This window comes from Microbacterium sp. MAH-37 (genome assembly GCF_009758255.1).
Taxonomy (GTDB): Bacteria; Actinomycetota; Actinomycetes; order Actinomycetales; family Microbacteriaceae; genus Microbacterium.
In genome coordinates this window covers 205,428-228,906 of record NZ_WSEN01000003.1, presented here as the reverse complement: position 1 = coordinate 228,906, position 23,479 = coordinate 205,428, and the positions used below count along the sequence as shown (strand labels likewise).

Annotated in this window: 18 protein-coding genes; 10 read left to right on the top strand and 8 right to left on the bottom strand. The window is 69.2% G+C overall.

All coding sequences use genetic code 11. The features are described 5' to 3' along the window. Positions 1 to 6: 6 nt before the first annotated feature. Positions 7 to 2,376, bottom strand: coding sequence for a LamG-like jellyroll fold domain-containing protein (locus GON06_RS03460; protein ID WP_157310882.1), 2,370 nt, complete (start codon positions 2,374 to 2,376; stop codon positions 7 to 9). A 135-nt stretch (positions 2,377 to 2,511) separates the two neighbouring features. Beyond that, positions 2,512 to 3,786, bottom strand: coding sequence for a DUF445 domain-containing protein (locus tag GON06_RS03455; RefSeq protein WP_157310881.1), 1,275 nt, complete (start codon positions 3,784 to 3,786; stop codon positions 2,512 to 2,514). Between the two features lie 34 nt (positions 3,787 to 3,820). Here GON06_RS03455 and GON06_RS03450 point away from each other — a divergent pair, with 34 nt between their 5' ends. From GON06_RS03450 to GON06_RS03425, 6 genes are all read left to right on the top strand, one after another. Beyond that, positions 3,821 to 4,093, top strand: a complete 273-nt coding sequence (locus tag GON06_RS03450) for a metal-sensitive transcriptional regulator (protein ID WP_332837129.1) — start codon at positions 3,821 to 3,823, stop codon at positions 4,091 to 4,093. Between the two features lie 114 nt (positions 4,094 to 4,207). Next, positions 4,208 to 5,338 carry an ABC transporter ATP-binding protein gene (locus GON06_RS03445; RefSeq protein WP_157310879.1) on the top strand — a complete coding sequence of 377 codons (1,131 nt, stop codon included), beginning with the start codon at positions 4,208 to 4,210 and terminating at the stop codon, positions 5,336 to 5,338. A gap of 33 nt (positions 5,339 to 5,371) precedes the next feature. Further along, positions 5,372 to 6,550, top strand: coding sequence for a polyamine ABC transporter substrate-binding protein (locus tag GON06_RS03440; RefSeq protein WP_157310878.1), 1,179 nt, complete (start codon positions 5,372 to 5,374; stop codon positions 6,548 to 6,550). After that, positions 6,543 to 7,469: an ABC transporter permease gene (locus GON06_RS03435; RefSeq protein ID WP_332837128.1), complete on the top strand. Its 927-nt coding sequence runs from the start codon at positions 6,543 to 6,545 to the stop codon at positions 7,467 to 7,469. Before GON06_RS03440 ends, GON06_RS03435 begins: the two co-directional genes overlap by 8 nt. Beyond that, positions 7,466 to 8,383 (top strand): ABC transporter permease, encoded by a 918-nt coding sequence (locus tag GON06_RS03430; RefSeq protein ID WP_157310877.1) that lies wholly within the window; start codon positions 7,466 to 7,468, stop codon positions 8,381 to 8,383. The genes GON06_RS03435 and GON06_RS03430 overlap by 4 nt, the downstream gene beginning before the upstream one ends. 1 nt (position 8,384) lies before the next feature. Beyond that, positions 8,385 to 10,046, top strand: a complete 1,662-nt coding sequence (locus GON06_RS03425; RefSeq protein ID WP_157310924.1) for an amidohydrolase — start codon at positions 8,385 to 8,387, stop codon at positions 10,044 to 10,046. Between the two features lie 68 nt (positions 10,047 to 10,114). Here GON06_RS03425 and GON06_RS03420 read toward each other — a convergent pair whose 3' ends face one another. Beyond that, a complete protein-coding gene (locus GON06_RS03420) occupies positions 10,115 to 11,473 on the bottom strand; it encodes an aspartate aminotransferase family protein (protein ID WP_157310876.1) in 1,359 nt (452 codons plus the stop codon). A gap of 11 nt (positions 11,474 to 11,484) precedes the next feature. Further along, on the bottom strand, positions 11,485 to 12,984 hold the full coding sequence (locus tag GON06_RS03415) for a CoA-acylating methylmalonate-semialdehyde dehydrogenase (protein ID WP_157310875.1): 1,500 nt from the start codon (positions 12,982 to 12,984) through the stop codon (positions 11,485 to 11,487). 81 nt (positions 12,985 to 13,065) lie between these two features. Between GON06_RS03415 and GON06_RS03410 the strand changes: the two genes are divergently transcribed. Further along, positions 13,066 to 14,604, top strand: coding sequence for a PucR family transcriptional regulator (locus tag GON06_RS03410; protein ID WP_157310874.1), 1,539 nt, complete (start codon positions 13,066 to 13,068; stop codon positions 14,602 to 14,604). A gap of 275 nt (positions 14,605 to 14,879) precedes the next feature. Beyond that, positions 14,880 to 15,866, top strand: coding sequence for a hypothetical protein (locus tag GON06_RS03405; RefSeq protein WP_157310873.1), 987 nt, complete (start codon positions 14,880 to 14,882; stop codon positions 15,864 to 15,866). 166 nt (positions 15,867 to 16,032) lie between these two features. Here GON06_RS03405 and GON06_RS03400 read toward each other — a convergent pair whose 3' ends face one another. Together GON06_RS03400 and GON06_RS03395 are read right to left on the bottom strand one after the other, a co-directional pair. Beyond that, positions 16,033 to 16,377, bottom strand: coding sequence for a cupin domain-containing protein (locus tag GON06_RS03400; RefSeq protein WP_332837127.1), 345 nt, complete (start codon positions 16,375 to 16,377; stop codon positions 16,033 to 16,035). After that, entirely contained in the window at positions 16,374 to 17,777 is a 1,404-nt protein-coding gene (locus tag GON06_RS03395; RefSeq protein WP_157310872.1) for an NAD(P)/FAD-dependent oxidoreductase, read from the bottom strand. The genes GON06_RS03400 and GON06_RS03395 overlap by 4 nt, the downstream gene beginning before the upstream one ends. Positions 17,778 to 18,052: 275 nt before the next feature. Here GON06_RS03395 and GON06_RS03390 point away from each other — a divergent pair, with 275 nt between their 5' ends. Then, on the top strand, positions 18,053 to 20,074 hold the full coding sequence (locus tag GON06_RS03390) for a hypothetical protein (protein ID WP_157310871.1): 2,022 nt from the start codon (positions 18,053 to 18,055) through the stop codon (positions 20,072 to 20,074). A 6-nt stretch (positions 20,075 to 20,080) separates the two neighbouring features. Here the strand turns inward: GON06_RS03390 and GON06_RS03385 are convergent, their stop codons facing one another. Both GON06_RS03385 and GON06_RS03380 read right to left on the bottom strand, forming a co-directional pair. Beyond that, positions 20,081 to 21,454 (bottom strand): aspartate aminotransferase family protein, encoded by a 1,374-nt coding sequence (locus tag GON06_RS03385; RefSeq protein WP_157310870.1) that lies wholly within the window; start codon positions 21,452 to 21,454, stop codon positions 20,081 to 20,083. Then, entirely contained in the window at positions 21,451 to 21,918 is a 468-nt protein-coding gene (locus tag GON06_RS03380; protein WP_157310869.1) for an Lrp/AsnC family transcriptional regulator, read from the bottom strand. Before GON06_RS03380 ends, GON06_RS03385 begins: the two co-directional genes overlap by 4 nt. Before the next feature lie 121 nt (positions 21,919 to 22,039). On the opposite strand from GON06_RS03380, the gene GON06_RS03375 reads away from it, so the two are divergent. Then, entirely contained in the window at positions 22,040 to 23,476 is a 1,437-nt protein-coding gene (locus GON06_RS03375) for a gamma-aminobutyraldehyde dehydrogenase (RefSeq protein ID WP_157310868.1), read from the top strand. The last annotated feature ends 3 nt before the right edge of the window (positions 23,477 to 23,479 follow it).

The window sequence follows — 23,479 nt, the reverse complement described above, 5'->3', positions numbered from 1 at the left end:
ACGCGCTCAGCGTGTCGGTGACGCTGCGAGGTCGGCGATGTCCTGCGGGGAGAGCGCCGACTTCCACACGGTCAGCTCATCGACATCGCCGCGGAACGGAGCATCCCACCAGTTCACGCCGATCGCGAAGACGCCGGAGTCGGTCGTCAGTACGTCGGGGAATCCCGTGCCCTGGAAGCGTCGCTCGCCGTCGACGTACACAGTGATCGCGCCGTCGTCGACGACGTAGGCGAGGTGCGACCACGCGTTCAGCGGAAGGTCTGCTCCTGTCCCCGCGTCGTACCAGGCCGTGCCCGCCCACACCATCGCGGAGCCGCCGACGCCGCTGTGCCCGCGCGGCACCAGGCTGACCCAGTGATCGGCGTCACGCGCGGCGAAGAACGCCGAGGTGTACGCGGTGAGCTGTTCCGGTCGCAGCCAGACGCTCACCGAGTAGGACCGGCCCTGGATCAGTCCGTCCGGAAGGCGCACACCCGAGCCGCCGTCGAGATGCAGCGCCGAACCTGACACGCCGTCGGCGACGTAGGACACGGTGCCGCCCGGCGCGTCGACGCGAGCGCCGGTCGGGACACCGGAGGCCTGCACGCCCGAGCCGGCGGTGAGAGCTCCGTCGAACGCCCAGCTGTCGGCGAGTGCACCCGCCGTGCGAGCCGGCACGAAGATCTCGAACGCGCGCTGACCGGTCGCCGTGCCGTCGGTCGCCGTGGCCGTCAGCGTGATCCGTGCATCCGGCTCCCCGACAGCGGGCCTGGTCACGGTCCCATCGGCGGTGATCGCTGTGCCATTCGAGGACCATGCGATCGTCGTGCCGCCGGTGCCGGACACCGGCAGCTCGAGGTCGACGGTGGCCGTCGTGCCGATCGCGATGTCCGCGAGGACCGCATCCACCGCGGCCTGGCCGTGCAGCTCGACGCTGCGGCGCCCCCACACGGTGACGCCCGCATCCGAGCTCGCCGTGAAACCGATGGACCATGCCTTCAGATCGGGATCCCAGATCGGTGCGAACACGCCGTCGTAGGCCTCGCCGTCGAGGGTGAGGGTCGCGGTGTGCTGCCCGGTGAGCTTCCACGTGCCCGTCGCCGATCCTGTGACGTCCCCGGACCTGCCGAGGTCGATCTTGGTGGCCCGTGCGGGGACGGCGGTGATGTCCTTGCCCAGGTTCACGAACTGCCAGGAGCCGACCACATCGGCACGCTTCACCTTGCCCGCGGTCTCGCCGGCGTAGCGCATCGGGGACACCACGGGCCATCCGTCCGCGTTCATCCACATCTGGTGCACGCGCACCTGGTGCATCTCACCGGTCCCCGGGAAGCGGGAGTGGAACACCATGAACCGCCTGCCCGCGTCGTCGACGTACCAGGACGTGTGACCGGGGGAGACGTAGCCGGTGCCGGGGCCGGTGCCGGGGTCGCCCAGCTCGCGGCCGAACAGGTGGCCGCCCATCAGCTTGACGCCGTAGGGCTGCACCGATGCATCGTCGAAGATCGGCAGGGACGGGTCGGCCTTGACCTCGCGCATGTCGTTGCCCTGCGCATCGAGATACGGGCCCGCGACGTCCTTCGAACGGGCCACGCGCACGTCGTACCCGCCGGAGGCGTCCAGCCCGCCGAACGAGAGATACAGGTAGTAGTAGCCGGTCTGCGCGTCGTACTCGATGGTCGGACCCTCGATGCGACTGTGGTTGCCGCCGACCAGGTGCGTGCCGTAGCCCTGTCCCGGGAGCGGCTCACCGGTCGCAGCGTCCATCTCGAGCAGGAAGATGCCGCCGGAGTACGAGCCGTAGACCATCCAGAGCCTGCCGTCGGCGTCGTAGAACGCATCGGGGTCGACGGCGTTCGGGTGCTTCCTCGCGTCGTAGACCTCGCCGGGGTTCTCGGACTCCCCGGTCATGCCGGACTTCAGCAGGATGCCCTGGTTCTCGTAGGGGCCGTCCACGCTGTCCGAGGTCGCCAGGCCCATGGCCGACAGCGGCTTGCTGCCCTCGCAGGCGTTGTAGTACATCGCGTAGCGTCCGTCGGGCAGCCGGATCACGTCCGCGGCCCAGAGCGTGCTGGTCTGGGCCCAGGCGAAGGCGTCGGCGAGTTCGGTGCGGACGTCGTCGAACAGCGCATTGTCGGTGTTCTGGGACAGGTCGACGGTGAACTGCTCCCAGTTCATCAGGTCGGTGGTGCGGGCGGAGGCGCCGTGGGAGCCGAACACCCAGATGTCGTCCCCTGAGGTGACGATCGAGGGGTCGTGCACACTGACGTCGTGGAACCGCGGAGGCGGAGGTGTCTGCTCGGCGCCGCCGAAGGCGGGTGGCGCGGTCAGCAGCGCCGAGGCGACCGCAGCGGCGGCGGTCAGCGCCAGGACGGCGCGGGTCGTTCGTCTGGGCATGGGGATCCTGTTCGTCATCGGACGGATGCGGCTGGCGCCGAACTCGGCGTCAGCCGCAATCTACAACGATGTAGAACCGTTCTGCAACGATGTAGAACCAAACGGATCCTCGCCGCGTCGATACGACCCGGTTCGTCACACCGGGATCAGAGCATGCGCGACCGCGAAGATCGCCACACCCGCGAGTGCGCCGACCACCGTGCCGTTCAGGCGGATGTACTGCAGGTCCCGGCCTACCATGAGCTCGATCTTCTCGGTGGTCTCGGCGGGATCCCAGCGCTCGATCGTGTCGGTGATGATCGACGCGATGTCGTGACGGTAGCGATCGACGGCGAACACGGCGGCATCCGTCACCCAGCCGTCCACGCGGCGCTGCAGTGCCGCATCCGTTGTGAGCCGCGTGCCGATGTCGGCGATCGCCGACGCGGCCCTGGCGCGCAGCCCGCTGTGCGGATCCTCGAGCGAGCGGATCAGGCCCGTCTTCGCCGCCTGCCACGCCTCGGCGGCCAGCGCGGCGACGCGCGGACTGTCGAACAGCCCGCTCTTCGCGTTCTCGAGCTTCGCGCGCATCGACGGGTCGTGCTGCAGGCGGTCGGCGAGACGCTCCAGGTAACCGTCGACGGCGATCCTGGCGGGATGGTGAGGATCGGCCTGCACGGCATGCGCGAACTTCACTGCCTCGCGATAGACCGTCTCATCCACCATCCGGTGTCCGATGGACGGCACCCACGACGGCAGGCGCCGCGACACCAGGCCGTGGAAAGCCTGCGCGTTCGCGTCCAGCCAGGTCACGACGCTGTCCACGGCGAGATCGACGGCGCCGTGATGCGCGCCGGCGTCGACGATCCGTTCGAGCCAGGCGCCGGCCGGGGGACCCCACTCGGGGTCGACGAGGTGCTGGCGGGCGAGGTCGGCGATCACGTCGCGCACGTCGTCATCGCTGAGCGCGTGCAGCACGGCGGTCGCGACCGTGGCGCCCTCGGCGGCGACGCGTTCCGCATGCGCGGGGGTACTCAGCCACTCGCCCAGTCGCTTCGCCACATCGGTCTGCTCCAGCTTGGTGCGCACCACCTCGGCGGAGAGGAAGTTCGTCTCGACGAACTCGCCGAGGCTGCGGCCGATCTCGTCCTTGCGGTTCGGGATGATCGCGGTGTGCGGGATCGGAAGGCCGAGCGGATGCCGGAACAGAGCGGTCACCGCGAACCAGTCCGCGAGCGCGCCGACCATCCCGCCCTCGGCCGCAGCGCGCACATATGCGAGCCATGGGTGGCGGTCTTCGAGTGCGAAGGCGATCACGAAGGCGACCGCCATGACAAGCAGGGCGCCGAGTGCGACGCCCTTCATCATGCGCAGGGCGCGCAGCCGCTCCTGATCGGCGGCGGACAGCAGCGCCATCGGGGTACGCGACATGCCCTCATCCTGCCACGGCGGGTACCCTCGATCTGTGATCGAAGACATCAAGAAGCGAGCTCTGCACCGCACCAGCATCCTCGAAGGTCAGCTGCGCGGCATCGCGCGGATGATCGAGAACGACGAGTACTGCATGGACATCATCACGCAGTCCCGCGCCGTGCAGCGCTCCCTGGAGTCCCTGAACAGGCTGCTGCTGGAGAACCACCTGCGCACGCACGTGACGCACATGTTCGAGGAAGGTGGCGAGCAGCGCGAGCAGGCCGTCGACGAACTGCTGAAGGCATTCGACTTCCATAGCAAGTAGGGCGAGCGGCGACGGATATCGTCGCTTCGAGACTGTTTCGCAACCGTTTCCGCTTCCGTTGCGCCTCCAGGTGTGAAAGACTCCTTCGACCGAGATTCTCGATGAGGAGGATGAATGGCTGAGAGCGTTGCCACCGCCGGTGGCGTTGAGATCGCCGGCATCACGAAGCGCTACGGCGACGCGACCGCAGTCGACGACCTGACGCTGGAGATCAGGCAGGGCGAGTTCCTGTCGCTGCTGGGCCCCTCGGGCTGCGGCAAGACGACGACGCTGAGGATGATCGCAGGATTCGAGCATCCAGACGAGGGCGACATCCGCATCTCCGGACGCAGCGTGCTCGGCGAACCGCCCTACAAGCGCGAGGTGAACACGGTCTTCCAGGCCTACGCGCTGTTCCCGCACATGACGGTGGCCGAGAACGTCGCCTACGGCCTGCAGCAGCGCCGCACGCCGAAGGCCGAGATCCGCACCAGGGTGGCCGAGGCGCTCGACCTGGTGCAGATGCGCCACCTCGCGGACCGCAAGCCCACTCAGCTCTCCGGCGGGCAGCAGCAGCGCATCGCGCTGTCGCGCGCGCTGGTGAACCGCCCTGCTGTGCTGCTGCTCGATGAGCCCCTCGGCGCGCTGGACCGGCAGCTGCGCGAGGAGATGCAGCTCGAGCTCAAGCTGCTGCAGTCGCGGCTGGGCATCACGTTCGTGTTCGTCACTCACGACCAGGGCGAGGCGCTGTCGATGAGCGACCGCATCGCGATCATGCGGCACGGCGTCGTCGAGCAGATCGCCGACCCGGACACGGTCTATTCGCGCCCGGCATCCGCCTACGTCGCCGCGTTCGTCGGCCAGCAGAACTTCTTCACCGGCCCCGTCGCCGAGGGCGGCGCAGCGGTCGAGGCGCCGGAGGGGCTGGTCCGCGGCGCGTCCGCCGATCTCGCCGGCATCGCGCGCGGTCAGGCCGCAGTGCGGCCCGAGTTCGTGCGTATCGCCGCCGAGCAGGATGCCGCAGCAGCGGCACCCGTCAACAGCGTGCACGGCACGCTGCTCGGTGTCGCCCACCTCGGCGAGACCATGCAGTACCTGGTGCGAGTCGGTGACGACACCAGCCTGATCGCCCGGCGCCCCACGCCGGAGGCGCCGTCGCTGTCCGTCGGCGACGCGGTGGTGTGCTCGTGGGATGCCTCGAACGTGCTGCTCTTCCCGGCGGACGACGCCGCCGCCGACGGCGGCTACGTCGCCCCGCCCGCCTGATCCTCCCCGACCGAATTCGACCTGGAGACAAAGATGTCCAAGAACCCGATCCGCATCCTCGCCAGCAGCGAAGCCGTACCCATGATCAGCCGCGAGCTGTCCCGCCGCGGCTTCCTCGGCGTGGCCGCCGCCGCGGGAGCCGCGGCCATCCTCACGGCGTGCTCGCCGAACGGAGGCACGTCGGCCGCACCTGCCGCCACCGGCGGCGCCCTCGAGAGCGAGCTGTCGGTGTACACCTGGGGCGACTACGACAGCCCTGACGTGCTGAAGGCCTTCACGAAGGAGAAGGGGCCCAAGATCGAACTGTCCTCGTTCAACTCGAACGAGGAGATGATCGCGAAGCTCACCGCGGCCAAGGGCAGCGCGGGCTACGACATCGTCGTGCCGACCGGCGTCTACATTCCGCAGATGGTGCAGAACGGCCTGCTGCAGAAGCTCAACCACGACCTCATCCCGAACCTGAAGAACGTCGACGCGGCCTTCGCCGGGCGCGGCTGGGACCCCGACAACGAGTACTCCATCTGCAAGGCGTGGGGCACCACCGGCTTCGTCTACGACAAGACGGTCATCACCCGCGAGCTGACCGGATGGGCGGACTTCCTCGACGCCGCGCAGAAGGAGGCGAGCGGCAAGACGTCGATGCTCGATGACGCGAGCGAGCTGACGGGCGTGTACTTCTGGGCCAACGGCATCCCGTGGACGACGCAGGACACCGCCGACCTCGACGCCGCCGAGGACTTCCTGGTCAACACCCTCGCCCCGCACATCGAGGCATTCGACTCCTACCCGGGCGGCGGTGCGATCCAGCAGGCCTCGCACGTGCTGATGCAGGCGTACAACGGCGATGTCCGCCTCGCTCTGATGGAGAGCGAGGAGCCGGACCGCTGGCAGTGGGTCTTCGGCGGCCCGAAGACCGAGATCTGGATGGACAACTGGGCGATCCCCGTCGGAGCGCCGCATCCCGAGGCCGCTCACGCGTTCATCGACTACGTGCTCGACCCCGAGGTGTCGCTCGAGGAGCTCGACTACATCGGGTACCACACCGGCGTCGCAGGCATCGAGCAGGCGGCCAAGGACGCGGGACTCGTGATGCTCGACCTGGTCTTCTTCACCCCCGAGCAGATCGAGACGATGGAGGAGGGCGAGGTCAACGAGTCGCTCACCCGTGTCGTCGACATCTACAACAAGGTGAAGGCGGCCGCGGGTGCGTAAGAAGGCCGGAGTCGCGCTCGCGTTCCCCGCGTGGGCGTGGCTGCTCTTCTTCTTCGTCATCCCCGTCGGGTACGTGGTCTGGTACAGCTTCGGCTACAAGCCGGGCCTGTTCGGCACCCACGCGAACGACCGCCTGTCGTTCGACCGGTACCTCGAGGTGCTCACGCCGACGTTCTTCGCGACGTTCCAGAACACCCTGTGGATCGGCATCCTCGGCACGCTCGCGTGCCTCGCCATCGGCGCGCCGGTCGCGTACTGGATGGCGGTCAAGGCGCCGCCGTCCAAGCGGGGACTGCTCGTCGCCCTGGTGATGGTGCCGTTCTGGACCAACTTCCTGGTGCGCACGATCGGATGGCAGATCATCCTGGCGCCGAACGGCTGGCTCTCCGGAGTGCTCGAGAGCCTCGGATTCGGTCCGCTCGAGATCCTGTACACCCGCCCCGCGGTGCTGTTGGGCGTGATCTACAACTATCTCCCGCTGATGATCCTGCCGTTGTTCGTCGCCTTCGACCGGGTCGCGCCGTCTCTGCGCGAAGCGTCGAAGGACCTCGGAGCGAACCGCTGGATGACCTTCCTGCGGGTGACGCTTCCGATCGCTCAGCCAGGTCTGGTCGCAGGCATCCTGCTGGTGTTCATCCCGCTGATGGGTGACTACATCACCGCGACGATCCTGGGTGGGGCCAAGGGCAACATGATCGGACAGATGGTGGCCATCCAGTTCCAGACCGCCCAGAACTGGGCGCTCGGCTCGGCGATGGCGGTCTCGCTGATCATCATCATCATGCTCACCGCGGCGGTCGCTCTGGCGCTGGTCTGGCTGATCGGGCTCCCGTTCCGGCTTCGCAACCGCGTCGTGCTCGATCCCGCCCCCGCTTCGACGGCGTCCGTCGCCGTCACGACCCCCGGAGGTGCCGCATGACTGCAGTCGACAGCCGTACGCTCGGGGACGACACCCGCACGATCGTCACCGCGCGCAGTTCCGTCAAGCCGCGTCCGCGGCGGTCGCGCGGCGATCTCGGGTTCACGATCTGGGGCATCGCCGTCCTGGTGTTCCTGTTCCTGCCGATCGCCGTCGTCGTGATGTACTCGTTCAACACGGGGCGCCTGCTCACCTCATTCACCGAGTTCGGCTTCGACTCCTTCGCCGCCATCGTGACCAACAGCGTCATCCGCGACGCCGTGCTCATCTCGGTGCAGACCGGCTTCATCGCCGCTCTCCTGGCGAGCGCTCTCGGAACCCTCGCCGGCATCGCGATGGCGCGGCATCCCGGCAAGTGGGTGTGGTGGTTCCTGGGCCTGCTGCTGCTGGTCTCCGTCACCCCGGAGATCGTCGACGCGGTCGCTCTGCTGCCGTGGCTGGTGACGCTCGGACAGGACTGGGGCATCGGGCTGTTCGCGAACGGCATCGTCCGCCTCGTGGTGGGCCATTCGCTGTTCTCGGTGGCGATCGTGTCGTACCTCGTCCGCGCCCGGCTCATCGGGCTCGACGCGCAGCTGGAAGAGGCCTCCGCCGACCTGTACGCACGGCCGCTGACCACGTTCCGTCGTGTGACGCTGCCCCTCGCGATGCCCGCGGTGCTCGCCGGCTTCCTGCTGTCGTTCACACTCAGCCTGGACAACACCGTGATCGCGGCGTTCGTCTCGGTGGCTGGGTCGACGCCGTGGCCGGTGTACATCCTCGGCTCGGTGCGCACCGGACTGCGGCCCGAGATCGCTGCCGTGTCGACGATCATGCTCGTGCTCACGCTGGTCGCGCTCGCGGTGGTCGCCATCGTCCTCAAGAAGGCGGGCGACTCCGCCGCCGACATCGCCCGGACGATGGCGGGTGGCTGATATGACGCACGCGGACATCGTCTTCACCGGCGGCGCGCGTGGAGGCAGAGCCTTCCTCGCGGACGGGGCTCGCGGCACCGCCCGTTCGGTCGCCGTGACCGCCGGCCGGATCAGCGCGGTCGGACACGACCTCGACGACCTGATCGGACCCGGCACCGAGGTGGTGGACCTCGCCGGCCGGCTGCTCGTCCCCGGCTTCCAGGACGCGCACGTCCACCCCGTCTGGGGCGGGCTGGACATGCTGCGATGCGACCTCGCGCTGCTCGCGACCAGGGACGAGTACCTGGCACGGATCGGCGAGTTCGCCGCGGAGCATCCGGACGACGAGTGGGTGCTCGGCGGCGGATGGCAGATGTCGGCGTTCCCCGGCGGGACGCCGACGGCGGCCGACCTCGACGCGGTCGTGCCTGATCGGCCCGCCTTCCTGCCGAACAGGGACGGCCACGGCGCCTGGGTGAACTCCCGCGCCCTGGCGCTCGCGGGGATCACCCGCGAGACGCCCGACCCCGCCGACGGCCGGATCGAGCGGGATGCCGCAGGGAATCCCAGCGGCACGTTGCACGAGGGCGCGATGGGCCTGGTCAACCGGCTGCTGCCGGAGGAACCGCCGGAGAGGCTCGTCGAGGCGCTGCTGCTGGGGCAGAAGCATCTGCACTCCTTCGGCATCACGGCCTGGCAGGACGCCATCGTCGGTACCGAGTACGGCGACGCGGGCGACCCGCTGCCGGCCTATCTCTCCGCCGGTGCGTCCGGCGCGCTCACCGGGCGCGTCGTCGGGTCGCTGTGGTGGGACCGCACGAAGGGCCTGGAGCAGATCGACGACATCGTCGCGCGCCGGGACGCCGGCACCGCGGGGCGCTTCCGCGCCCGCAACGTGAAGATCATGCAGGACGGCGTCGCCGAGAACTTCACCGCGTCGATGCTGGAGCCCTACTGCGACGGCCACGGGCATCCCGGGAGCAACGAGGGCATCTCGTTCGTCGATCCCGACGTGCTGAACGAGGCCGCGACGCGCCTGGATCAGCTGGGTTTCGGGCTTCACTTCCATGCGATCGGCGACCGCGCGGTCCGGGAGTGCCTGGACGCCGTCGACGCTGCGCTGCGCGCCAACGGTCCTCGCGGCAACCGGCATCACATCTCGCACATCCAGGTCGTCCATCCCGACGACATCCCGAGGTTCCGAGCCCTCGATGTGGCCGCGAACATGCAGATGCTGTGGGCGACGCTGGAGCCGCAGATGGTCGAGCTGACCATCCCGTTCCTCGGCGAGACCCGTTCGGCGTGGCAGTATCCCTTCGGCGATCTGCTGCACTCGGGCGCCGCGCTCGCGGCCGGCAGCGACTGGTCCGTGTCGACGCCCGACCCCCTCGCGGCGATCCACGTGGCGGTGAACCGCCAGTCGGCGCCGAGCGAGTGGGAGGGCGACTACCCGCCGTTCCTGCCGGAACAGGCGATCGACCTCGGCACCGCCCTCGCCGCGTACACGGCGGGGTCTGCGCGGATCAATCACCTCGATGAGACGGGCACGATCGCCGTCGGGATGCTCGCGGACCTGGCGCTGCTGGACCGCGACCCATTCGAGCATCCGGCCGAGGAGATCGGTCACACCCGAGTGATCGGCACCTGGGTGGAGGGCGAACGGGTGTACGACTCCGGTCGTTGAGCGAAGAGCGAAGCGACGAGACGAAACGCCCCGGGAGACCCCGGGGCGTTTCGTCTCGCTTCGCTCGCTCAACGACCGGAGCAGTAGCCGTCCGACACGGTGAGCGCCTCGTCGATCACGGCGAGGCCGCGCACCAGGTCGTCCTCCGAGATCACCAGCGGCGGCGCGATGTGCGTGCGGTTGAAGTGCAGGAACGGCCACACGCCGCCCTCCTTCACCGCCGCCGCGAAGGCGCCCATCGGCGCGGCATCCGCACCGGCGGCGTTGAACGGCACCAGCGGTTCGCGGGTCTCCTGATCGCGCACCAGCTCGATCGCCCAGAACAGACCGAGGCCGCGGACCTCGCCGACGGACGGATGCTTCGCGGCCATCGCCTGCAGGGCAGGCTCGACGACACGGCTGCCCAGGTCGCGCACGCGCTCCAGGACGCCGTCGCGACGGAACACCTCGAACGTGGCGACGCCAGGTGCGCAGGCCAGCGGATGCCCGGAATAGGTCAGCCCGCCGGGGAACGACACCTCGTCGAAGTGCCCCGCGACGCGGTCTGAGATCACGACGCCGCCGAGCGGCACGTAGCCGGAGTTCACGCCCTTCGCGAAGGTGATGAGGTCGGGCCTCGCGCCGAAGGCGTCGATGCCGAACCACTCGCCGAGCCGGCCGAAGCCGACCATCACCTCGTCGGCGATGTACAGGATGCCGTGCCGGTCGCACAGCTCACGCACGCCGTCGAGGTACCCGGGCGGCGGGATCAGCACGCCGTTGGTGCCGACCACCGTCTCGATGATGATCGCCGCGATCGTGGACGGGCCCTCGAGCAGGATGGTCTGCTCCAGGTGCTCCAGCGCGCGCTGCGACTCCTCCTCGATCGTGGTCGCGTGGAACGCCGAACGGTACAGGTACGGTCCGAAGAAGCGCACCGTGCCGTTGTCGCCGACGTCGTTCGCCCAGCGCCGCGGGTCGCCGGTGAGCGAGATCGCCGTGGCGGTGGAGCCGTGGTAGCTGCGATACATCGACAGCACCTTGCGGCGGCCGGTGACCTGACGGGCCATGCGCACCGCGTACTCGTTGGCGTCGGCGCCGCCGTTGGTGAAGAACACCTTCTCGAAGCCGTCCGGCGCGACCTCGGAGATCAGCCGGGCCAGCTCACCGCGGACGTCGTTCGCCATGGCCGGCTGGATGGTGGCCAGACGCCCGGCCTGCTGCTGCACGGCGGCGACCAGATCAGGATGCTGGTGGCCCAGGTTCAGGTTCACCAGCTGGCTGGAGAAGTCGAGGTAGGTGTTGCCCTGGTAGTCCCAGAACGAGGCACCCTCGCCGCCGGCGACGGGCAGCGGGTCGATCTTCGCCTGTGCGCTCCAGGAATGGAACACGTGGGCGCGGTCGTCCGCGCGCACCTGAGCCTCGGATGATGCGGTCTGAGCGGTCATGGCGGGACTCCTCAGTGGTTGCTCGGGAAGCCGAGGTCGACCTGCGCCGGCGTGTGATCCGGCCAGCGGGTGGTGACGACCTTGGAGCGGGTGTAGAAGTGGATCGACTCGGGACCGTAGATGTGCGAGTCGCCGAACAGCGAGGTCTTCCAACCTCCGAACGAGAACGCGCCGACCGGAACGGGGATCGGCACGTTCACGCCGACCATGCCGACCTCGATGTCGAACTCGAACTGACGGGCGGTGCCGCCATCGCGGGTGAAGATCGCCGTGCCGTTGCCGAACTGGTGGGCGTTGATCAGCTCGACGGCCTCGGCGTAGCTGCCCACGCGGACGATGCCGAGCACCGGGCCGAAGATCTCGTCCTCGTAGAGCTTCATTCCGGGCTTGACGTGGTCGATCAGGCTGATGCCGGTGAAGAAGCCGTCGCTCTCGATGCGCTGGCCCGCGGCGATGCGCTGGGTGCCGTCGATGAGCACGGTCGCGCCCTCGGCCTCGGCGCCGGTCACGTAGGACTCGACCCGGTCACGGTGCTCGCGAGTGATGAGCGGACCCATCTCGCTGGCGGCATCCGTGCCGTCGCCGATGCGCAGGTTCTGCACCTTCTCGGAGATCGAGGCGATCAGCGGCTCGGCGACGTCGCCGACGGCGACCAGCACCGAGATGGCCATGCAGCGCTCGCCGGCGGAGCCGTAGGCGGCCGAGACGGCGGCGGCAGCGGCGGCATCGATGTCGGCGTCGGGCATGACCACCATGTGGTTCTTCGCGCCGCCGAGGGCCTGCACACGCTTGCCGTTCGCGGAGGCACGCTTGTAGATGGACTTCGCGATCGGGGTGGAACCGACGAAGCTCACAGCCTTGACGTCGGGGGAGTCGAGCAGTGCGTCGACGGCGGTCTTGTCGCCGTTGATGACGTTCAGCACGCCGTCGGGCAGGCCGGCGTCGGTGAAGGCCTTCGCCAGCCAGATCGCGGCGGACGGGTCTTTCTCACTGGGCTTGAGAACGACGGTGTTGCCGCAGGCGATCGCCGAGGCGACCATCCACAGCGGCACCATCACCGGGAAGTTGAACGGGGTGATGCACGCGACCACGCCGACCGGCTGCTTCACCGAGTGCACGTCCACGCCGCGGGCGACCTGCTCGGCGCGCTCGCCCTTGAGCAGGTGTGTGAGGCCGGCGGCGAACTCGACGTTCTCGATGCCGCGGGACACCTCGCCGGCGGCGTCGGAGAGCACCTTGCCGTGCTCGCTGGTGACGATCGCGGCCAGTTCGGGGGTGCGGTCGGCGAGGATCTGGCGCAGGCGGAAGAACACGTCGGCGCGCTTGATCAGGCTGGTGGCGCGCCAGGCGGGCATAGCGGCCTTGGCAGCGGCGATCGCGCGCTCGGTCTCCTCGGCGGTGGCGACGGCGACCCGACGGTGCGTCTCGCCGGTCGCGGGGTTGTAGACGGGCAGCGTCTTCGCCGCCTCGGCGCCCTCGACGCCGTCGATGTAGTGGGGGATGAGAGTCATCTGCTTCTCCTGGTCGAACACTCTGACCGACGCGGACGCGCATCGGGATATCCTTAGCCTGACGAGAATCAAGAGGTGGCCATGGCGGCAGATCGTCAGAAGTTGGATGCGATTCGGACAGATCGTCCGGATGCCGGTTCGGTGATCACTGTCGCGGACGCACTGGCGATCCCCGCGCTGCGGGCCGGACATCCCGATGTTCTCGTCGGCGGCGACGCGCTCGATGCGCCGGTGCGCTGGGCGCACATCTCCGACAGCGAGGACGCACCGCGGATGCTGGAGGGCGGCGAGCTGCTGCTCACCACCGGCGCGGGCTGGCCCGGCGCCGACGAGCGGCTGCGCGCGCTGGTCGCCGGGCTGCACGCCGCGGATGCCGCCGGCGTCGTGCTCGAGCTCGGCGGCCGGTTTCCGACGGTGCCGCCGGCGCTCGTACAGGCCTGCCGCGAGCACGGCCTGGCGCTGGTCGTGCTGGAGCAGGAGGTGAAGTTCGTCGCCGTCACCGAGGCGATCCACCGCCTGATCATGCAGCTGCAGTTCGACGCCCTGCAGGCCAGGCAGCGGGTGCATGATCTGTTCACCGGACTGAGCCTGCGCGGCGCACCGGCGGGGACCGTGGTGCGCGAGACCGCCCGCATCCTCGGGGCGCCGGTGCTGCTGCGCACCGCTGCCGACGAGACCGTCGCCTTCGCGCCGGCGGGCCGCGAGGACGCGCCTGTCCTCGAGGCGTTCCGCGATGGTGAGGTGTGGGAGCGCGTCACGGTCGAGGCGCGAGGCACACGCTGGGGTCGCCTTCACGCGCATCCGGATGCCGCACATCCCGCCGGCGTGCTCACGGTGCTGGAGAGCGCGGCGACGGCGCTCGCGCTCGGCCGCCTCGCCGACGGCGACGACCGCGCGTGGGAGCGAGCGGCGAGCACCGCTCTGGTGCGCGAACTGCTCGACGAGTCGTTCGCGACGCCCGCGGATGCCCGCGCACGGCTGGAGACCGGCGGCTTTCCGGTGCATGGTCGTGTGCTGCACACGCTCGTCGTGCGGGACGCGGATGCCGGGATGCTCGACGTGGTGACCACATCCCTGATCGCCCGCGGGGCGGTGCGGCAGGCCGTGGACGGAAGGGACGGCATCATGCTGGTGTCGCTGCCCGCCGGCATCCGCGCGTCCGAGATCGACGCCCTGCTCGCCAGAGCCGCCGAAGCGCTCGCCGCGGCGGGAACGGGTGCGGCCTGGGGACCGCGGGCGGACGGCGTGGAGGGCCTCGCCGCGTCGGTTCGCGCGGCGCGCGTGCTCGCGGCCCGTGCCGCCACGGGAACCGTGGCGCGCGGAGACGGGCGACCGCTGATCCGGCTGGCGGGGGAGCTGCAGGGCGACCCCCGGCTGGCGGCACTGCGCGAGGAGCTGCTCGCGCCGCTGGAGGAGTGGGATACCGCGCACCGAGGCGACCTCGTGGAGGTGCTGCGCGCCCTGGTCGCCCACCCCACCAGCAGAACCGCCGCGGCCGCGGCATCCGGCCTGTCCCGCTCGGTGTTCTACCAGCGCCTTGAGCTGATCGCCGATCTCACCGGCGCCGAGCTGGAGGACGGCGAGACTCTCGCCGCCCTCCAACTCGCCCTGCTGGTCTGAGGCGCCGTCCCCGCTGCTGCTCAGTTGGCACCTGTTATCGCATGAATGCCATGCAGCCGGCAACAGGTGCCAACTGAACTGGCAGCGCGTCCAGGGCCGCATCTGAACTTGGCCCCTGTTGTCGCGTCGGCGTGACCGGAGCGACAACAGGTGCCAGATTTGTGGAGCATCTGGTGGGCGACACTCGATATCCACATACGATCGAGGTCGCGTCTTCATACCCAAGTTGGGAAGTCACGCGCTTCGTGCGGTGGGTGAGGGCGCAGGATGCTGGGATGCCACCGCGACCCGCACCGCTCCCCGAGGGGCTCGGGCCGATCTTCACGCCGGAGCAGGCGCGGGCGTTCGGCGTATCGGCTCGCCGCTTGCGTGCCAAAGACATCGGGCATACGCATCGTGGCGCGCTCGTGTCGCTTCCCGACGTCGAGGAGCTCCAGAACCTCGACCAGGATGCGCCGTTCGCCCGCGACAATGCCCGGCACGCAGAGATGAGGCGGCGCGCGGAACTGTATCGACCGGTGATGCTCGATGACGCGTTCTTCATCGGTGCATCTGCCGCGGGCTTTCATGGGCTGCCGGTCGATTGCTCTGGGCCCCTCGAGGTCGGCATCCGCGCTCCACGCCGCGCCACGCGGCGTCGCGGCATCCGCGGCCAGCAGATCGCTCCCCACCTGGTGCGGTTGGGTGACGTCGACGGTTTTCGTGTGACTGATCCGGCGACGACTTGGGCGATGCTCGCGGAGACTCAGTCCGTTAGGGAACTCGTGAAGATCGGCGACGCCATCGTCCGTGTTCCGCGGGATCAGTACGCGAATCGATGCCAAGAATCGGCACTGGGCACCGTGCAGGAACTGCGGGATGCGGTCGACATGGGTCGGCGGCGAGGCATCCAGCATCTGCGCGATGCTCTCGAGCACATCCGGGTCGGCAGCGCCTCGCCGCTGGAGACGGACTATCGGCTCGACGCCGAGGCCGATGGGCTGCCCACGCCGACGCTTGATGTCGAAGTGCGCGACGCGCGAGGGCGTCTCCTCGGAGTGACAGAGGTGGGCTACTTGAATTTTCGAGTTCTCGTCGAGATCGAAGGAGACCACCACCGCACGTCGAGAGAGCAGTGGCGCCGTGACATCGAGAAGTATGCGGCTTACGCGGCCGAGGGATACGAGGTTGTGCGCCTGCTCGGCACACACATTCGAGGGCGCAGCCCCGTCGCGACGGAAATGGTCAAGGCCGCCCTGCGACGCCATGGCTGGCGCCCCTGACGCTGCGGACAGATGTGGCACCTGTTGCCGCTTGCGCGAGCGTCGAGCGACATGAGGTGCCAACTCAGCGAGCTGACGGGCGGAGCGACCCTCAGAAAGTTGGCACCTGTTGCCGCACTGTCGGGCGGCAGGCGGCAACAGGTGCCAACTCAAGGGGTTGAGGGGGTCAGGCGATGTAGACCTTCCGGAGCGTCTCCGTCACGGTCCAGGTCGTGCGCATGCCTTCTGCGAGGCGCACCACGGAGCCGGGGCCGATCGGCAGGTCGGGGATCGAGGGGTCGTCGAAGGCGATGATCGCGGCACCCGAAAGCACGACGAACAGCTCGTCGGCCTCGGTGTCGGTCGCCACACCGGGCGTCATCTCCCAGATGCCGACCTCGCGGTCGCCGGTGTCGTCGAGCACGGCGACGGCCGCGGTCGGCGCGCCCGCGATCACAGCCGAGGCGGGCAGCGCCTCGTGGTCGAGTGCAAGATCCGTGACTGCGGTGCCGGCGGCAGGCAGCGCGGTCACGAGTCGAACCCCATTCCGACGGCGTCGAGGACCTTCAGCAGCGGACCACGGCGCCCCTCGTTGTGGTCGGCACGATCCATCGCAGAGCGCACCATGTTCACGCCCATCGACGCGGCCGGCTCCGGCGGGAACGGGATCGGCTTCTTGCGAACCATCTCCAGTTCGGTGCGCTCGGTCTTCTCGCCGGCCAACTGGTCGAGCATCACGTCGGCGCCGAAGCGGGATGCGCCCACGCCCAGCCCGGTGAATCCGATCGCGTAGGCGACCCGGCCCTTGCGAGCGGTGCCGTAGAACGCGCAGAACCGGCTGCACGAGTCGATCGCACCCGCCCAGCGATGGGTGAAACGCAGACCCTCGAGCTGCGGGAACGTCGTGAAGAAGTGCTCCGCTAGCTTGCGGTGGCTCTCCATGCGGTCCTCGTACTCCGGTCGCACCTTGCCGCCGAAATGGTAGATCGCGTCGTAGCCGCCGAACAGGATGCGGTTGTCGCCGCTGAGCCGGTAGTAGTGGAACTGGTTGGCGCTGTCGGCCAGGCCCTGACGGTTCGACCAGCCGATAGAGGCCAGCTGCTCTGTGCTCAGCGGCTCGGTCATCAGCACGTAGTCGTAGACCGGTACCGTCATCAGCGCGTTGCGCTTGAGCAGCGAGGGGAACACGTTGGTCGCGAGGGCGACGCGCTGGGCGTTCACGCGACCGCTGTCGGTCACCAGGGTGACAGGGCCGGAGCCGTCGCCCTCCAGGCGCTGCACGCGGCTCTGCTCGAAGATCTCCACGCCGAGTTCGGCGGCGACGCGGGCGAGCTCGAGACCGAGCTTCGCGGGATGCACCATCGCGCACCCCTCCTTGTCCCAGGCGCCGGCGAGATAGGTGTCGGAGTGCACCTGGGCCTGTACGGCGTCGCGGTCGAGGAAACCGTCCTCCTCGCGCAGCCACTCCACCTGGTGTGGCTCGACGGCGAGGGCGAGCTGGCCGGTGCGCTCGAAGTCGGCGTCGATGCCGTAGCGGCGGATCGAGTCCTCGATGCCGTCGAGGTTCTCCAGCCCCATCCGTTCGAGCTGCTCGATCTCGTCCGGCCAGCGGCTCTGACCGTTCTCGTGGCCGTGCGTGAGGCTGGCCTCGCAGAATCCGCCGTTGCGGCCGGTGGCCGCCCAGGCGACGCGTGACGCCTCGAGCAGCACGACCCGGCGCTGCGGGTCGCGCTCCTTGGCGCGGATCGCGGTCCACAGGCCGGTGTATCCGCCGCCCACGATCGCGAGATCGGCATCGATCGTCGCGGTGAGGGGCGGATGCGGGACGCGCTGCACGTCGTCGAGCCAGAACACGGCGAACGCCGTGTCGTTCAACGCGTTGTCAACGATGGTCGGGTTCGGGCGACGGCGTTCGAAGACCGTGGTACCCATCTATATCATCCTCTCGGGATGGCTCCGCGGACGGCGGAATCCGTAGGTGTTTCATGTTGAAACTGTCGTCATCGTACGCGAAATGCGAGATAGCACACGATATTCGTTTCGCGAACCGCGCTGGTGGCCGTCGCGGCGCCGTTCGGCCGTTCGGGGACACGGCTCGCCCGGGCCGCCTGCCTGATGTTAGGAATTGTGAGGACGGCTCGACGCCGAGCCGTCCTGCTGGCTACGGTCTGAGCAACCTTCGCCCGCCTCGACGATGAGGAAGCCTCATGACCGTTCAGCTCCCGTCCCTCTCGCGACGCAGCCTCCTGCAGCTCGGCCTCGCCGGCGGCGTGGCCTGCGCCCTCGGCGCCTCCATCGGCGCCTCCTCCGGCGCCTTCGCGAGCGGCTCCGCGACCCCGGCGGTCACTGTGACCGACCTCGGACCCGGCGTCACCGCCTTCACACACGCGGCAGCGACCAGGGTGGGTGACACCGTGTACATCGCCTCCCGCAACATCGATCCGCTGCGGATCATCGGCTTCCACATCCCCACGGGTACCGTGACCAGCGTGACCGAGGCGCCGGGCATCAGCACCCAGCTGCTCGTGCCGGATGCGGAGGGCCGGTATCTCTACGCCGCGATCCGCCAGTACGACTCCGCACCCGGCCCCGGCCTCATCCGCCTCGATCTCAGCCGCCCCGGTGCGCCCAAGGAGGATCTGCACGACATGCCGGCGCTGGACCCCTACGCCCTGGCCGTCTCTCCGGACGGAGTGCTGTACTTCGGCGGACGGGAGATGAGCAAGGACCTCCGCCCGCGGCTGCGCCGCTTTGACACGTCCACCGGCGTCCTGGACGAGGTGGCGATCCCGGATCCGCAGGCGACGATGATCCGCGCCCTCGCCGCGACGGCCGACGAGGTCTACATCGGCACCGGCAGCGTGCTCAACGCACTGCTGACCAGCAGCAAGGCGGGCCTCTGGGTGATGGACCGGGCGACCAACGCCGTGCGGTCTATCCTGCCTCCGGAGTTCGCCGCCGGGGTCGAGGTGCGCGATCTCATCGTCGTGGACGAGAACACCCTGTGCGTTGCCGGCGTCACGCCCCAGGGCGCGGCACTCGCGTTCATCGACCGGGCCGACCCGTCCTCGTACACGCTCGCCTACCCCGGGCGTGGAGGGTCCGCGAAGAACCTCGTGCACGCCGGCGGGAGGTTCTACGCGCTGCTCGCCGGCGTGCGCGAGTACGACCCGGCCACCGGAGCGTTCCGCGATCTCACGCCGAAGGGCGTCGAGCTCGGCGAGCTCTGGGGCCTGTTCGTCCGTGACGGGAAGCTGTGGACGGTGTCGGCATTCGCGCTCGCCGTCGAGATCGATCTCGTCACCGGCGAGCACGTGCTGCACGATCTCATCGACGCCGGAGCTCCGGCCGGCGCTCTGCTGGCGATGTCGGTGGCGGCCGGCGCGGGCGGCGTCTACGTGGGCGGCACGAACGCGGTCAGCCGTCGCGACGTCTCCACCGGCGCGGTCACCCGGCTGTACGCGGGCTCGGAGGCGAAGGACATCGCGGTCGTCGACGGCGTCGCCTACTTCGGGCAGTACAGCGGCGTGGGCATCCTGCGCCATGACCCGGCCGTGGACGGCCGCTGGCCGCGTCTGGTCGAGAAGTTCCCCGCAGGGCAGAACCGTCCGCACCAGGTCGTGTGGGACGACGTGAACGGCCTGCTGCTGCTCGGTCTGCAGAACGACACACAGGGCGGCGGGAGCCTGCTCGCCTACGACCCGGTCGCCGATATTCTCACCGCGGCGATCAACCCCATCGACGCGAGGCAGATGGTGCGTTCGGTGGCCACCCACGACGGCGTCGCCTATCTCGGCGGCGACGTCACCGGCGGCAGGGGAGTCGTCGTGGCCTGGAACCCGGTCACGCACACCGAGCTGTGGCGCATCGATCCGCTCGAGGACCCGGCGGGCGTGACCGGACTCGCGGTGCGCGGCAACCACCTCTACGCGCTGGGATACCGCGGAGAGCTCGCCGTGATCGACCTGACCACCCGCACCGTCGTGCACCGATCGCGGCACCGAGACGCGGTCCCGACCTACGGCACCCTGCTGGTGAGCAGAGGGATGGTCTACGGCACCTCCAGCGCCGAGTTCTTCCGCTTCGACCCCCAGACCTTCGCCCGCACCGACCTGGTGACGCTGAACGGCGAGTGGTACGGCATCCCGCGATCCGCGGTGGACGAGAACGAGGACTTCTACGCGATCCGCGGTCGCAACCTGGTGCGGATCAGCGTCAGCCAGCGCTGACCGGCCTCACAGCCGGGCCGCCGCCTCACCGAGCACGCCGCGGAGGATGCTGCCGATCTCGCGGAACTCAGCCGGTCCGATGGCCAGCGGCGGTGCGAGCTGGATGACGGGGTCGCCGCGGTCATCGGCGCGGCAGTACAGGCCGGCCTCGTACAGCGCGGGGGAGAGGAAGCCGCGCAGCAGCCGCTCGGACTCCGCGTCGTCGAAGGTTTCCTTGGTCGCCTTGTCCTTGACCAGCTCGATGCCGAAGAAGTAGCCCTCGCCGCGCACGTCGCCGACGAGCGGCAGGTCGAGCAGCGACTCCAGCTCTGCGCGGAACAGCGGCGAGTTCTGCACGACGTGCTCGTTCAGGCCCTCCTCCTCGAACAGATCCAGGTTCTCCAGGGCGACGGCCGCAGAGACCGGATGCCCGCCGAAGGTGTAGCCGTGCGGGAACATCGCGTCGCCGGTGGCGAACGGTTCGTGGACGCGGTCGCTGACGATCGTGGCGCCGATCGGTGCGTACCCGCTGGTCATCGCCTTCGCGCAGGTGATCATGTCGGGCACGTAGCCGAGGCGCTCGCAGGCGAACATCGATCCGAGCCGGCCGAAGGCGCAGATCACCTCGTCCGAGACGAGCAGCACGTCGTGCCGGTCGCAGATCTCGCGCACCCTGGCGAAGTATCCGGGCGGGGGAGGGAAGCACCCGCCGGAGTTCTGCACCGGCTCGAGGAAGACCGCCGCGACGGTGTCGGCGCCCTCGAACAGGATCGCCTCCTCGATGCGGTCGGCGGCCCAGCGTCCGAACGCCTCGACGTCGTCGGACGGAGCGCCCATCTCTGCGGCGCGGTAGAAGTTCGTGTTCGGCACCCGCAGGCCGCCCGGGGTGACCGGCTCGAACATCGCCTTCATCGCCGGGATGCCGGTGACGGCGAGTGCGCCCTGGGTGGTGCCGTGGTAGGCGATCGACCGCGAGATGACCTTGTGCTTCCCCGGCCTGCCCTGCGTCTTCCAATAGTGCTTGGCGAGCTTGAACGCGGTCTCGACCGCCTCGCCGCCGCCGGTGGAGAAGAACACCCGGTTCAGATCGCCCGGTGCGTAGCCGGCGAGCCGGTCGGCGAGCTCTATGGCCGCCGGATGCGCGTACGACCAGAGCGGGAAGAACGCCAGCTCCTCGGCCTGCTTCGCGGCGGCCTCGGCGAGCCGGCGGCGGCCGTGTCCGGCGTTGACCACGAACAGGCCCGAGAGTCCGTCGATGTACTTCCGCCCCTCGGCATCCCAGATGTGATGGCCCTCACCGCGGGTGATGATGGGCACCTCCGGCAGCGTGGACTGCCGAGAGAAGTGCATCCAGAGGTGATCGTTCGCGCTCGCGCGCAGGCGGTCGGCGTCGTATGTCATCGGGTCCCCCAGTTGTAGAGCTGCTTGTGCAGCCGGGCGTAGACGAAGGTGTCGGTGGACAGCACGCCGGGGATGCTGCGGATGCGACGGGCGAGCAGCTCGAGCAGGTCCTCGTCGCTCTCGCACACGACCTCGGCGAGCACGTCGAAGCCGCCGAGAGTGACGACGACGTAGTCGATCTCGGTGATCTCGGCGAGCGCTGCGGCGACCACCTCGGGATCCCCGCTGACGCGGATGCCGATCATCGCCTGCCGGAGGAAGCCGAGCTGCAGGGGGTCTGTGACCGCGACGATCTGCATCACGCCGGCCTCCATGAGGCGCTGCACGCGCTGGCGGACGGCGGCTTCACTGAGGCCGACCTCGCGGCCGATGTCGGCGTACGCACGCCGGCCGTCCTCTTGGAGCAACTCGATGATCGTCTTCGACACATCGTCCAGCACTGCATGCTTCTGCTTTGAGGCCATGTGCTGATCCTGACACTCCCGGACCGCTCAAGCAACAGAATCCGTGGAATTCAATGTCGGGAACCACTGATCTCGTTGAATTTGGATGGATGTTTCGGTGCCTCACTCCTACACTGAAGCCATGCTGACAACGGTGTTGCGCAACGTGATCGCGGGTCGCGCCGCAGAGGTCCCCACCGAGGCGACCATGGATCTGATCGACCCGGCCACAGAAGAGATGTACGGGAGGGCGCCGATCTCCGGAGCGGCCGAGGTGGACGCCGCCTACGCCGCGGCCGACGGCGCGTTCGCGCAGTGGCGTGACGCCACGCCCGCCGACCGGCAGCTCGCGCTGTTCCGCATCGCGGAGGAGATGAAGGAGCGCGCCGACGAGTTCGCCGACCTCGAATCGCAGGACACCGGCAAGCCCCGTGCGAGCCTCGTGGCCGACGAGATCGACCAGTCCGTCGACCAGCTGCGCTTCTTCGCGGGCGCGGCCCGCAGCCTCGAAGGACGCGCGGCGGGGGAGTACTTGTCGGGCCACACCTCCTATGTGCGCCGCGAGCCGGTCGGCGTGATCGGACAGGTCACGCCCTGGAACTACCCGCTGAACATGGCGGTCTGGAAGATCGGCCCGGCGCTCGCCGCAGGCAACGCCGTCGTGCTCAAGCCCGCCGAGACCACCCCGCAGAGCACGCTGCTGCTCGCCGAGGTGGTCGCGAACCACACGCCCGAGGGCCTGTTCAACGTCGTGCTCGGCGACCGCGAGACCGGGCGGATGCTGGTGGGGCACCCCCGCGCCGACATGGTCGCCATCACCGGATCGGTGCGCGCAGGCATGGAGGTCGCCACGTCCGCGGCATCCGATCTCAAGCGCGTGCACCTCGAGCTCGGCGGCAAGGCGCCCGCCGTGGTGTTCCCCGACGCGAACCTCGAGAAGGCGGTGGAGGGCATCGTCACCGGCGCCTACTTCAACGCCGGCCAGGACTGCACCGCCGCCACCCGCGTGATCGTGCACGAGAGCATCCACGACGAGTTCGTCGCGGCGCTCGTCGCCCGTACCTGCACTCACGCCCGCACCGGAGGGCCGCACGAGGACGGCATCCTCTACGGCGCGGTGAACAGCAGCGCGCAGCTCGACGGGGTGTCCGGATTCATCGAGCGCCTGCCCGCTCACATCCGCGTCGAGACCGGCGGTCGGCGCCAGGGCGACCGCGGCTACTTCTGGGAGGCGACGATCCTCTCCGGCGTCCGTCAGGACGACGAGGTGGTGCAGCGCGAGATCTTCGGTCCGGTGCTCACCGTGCAGTCCTTCTCCGACGCCGACCAGGCGCTGGCCTTCGCCAACGGCGTGCCGTTCGCGCTCGCCGCATCGGTGTGGACCCGTGACCACGCGACGGCGATGCGGTTCACGCGCGAACTGGACTTCGGATGCGTGTGGGTGAACACCCATATCCCCTTCGTCTCGGACATGCCGCACGGCGGCTTCAAGCACTCCGGCTACGGCAAGGACCTGTCGCAGTACGGCTTCGACGACTACACGCGCCTGAAGCACGTGATGTCCGCGCTGGAGGTCTGAGCT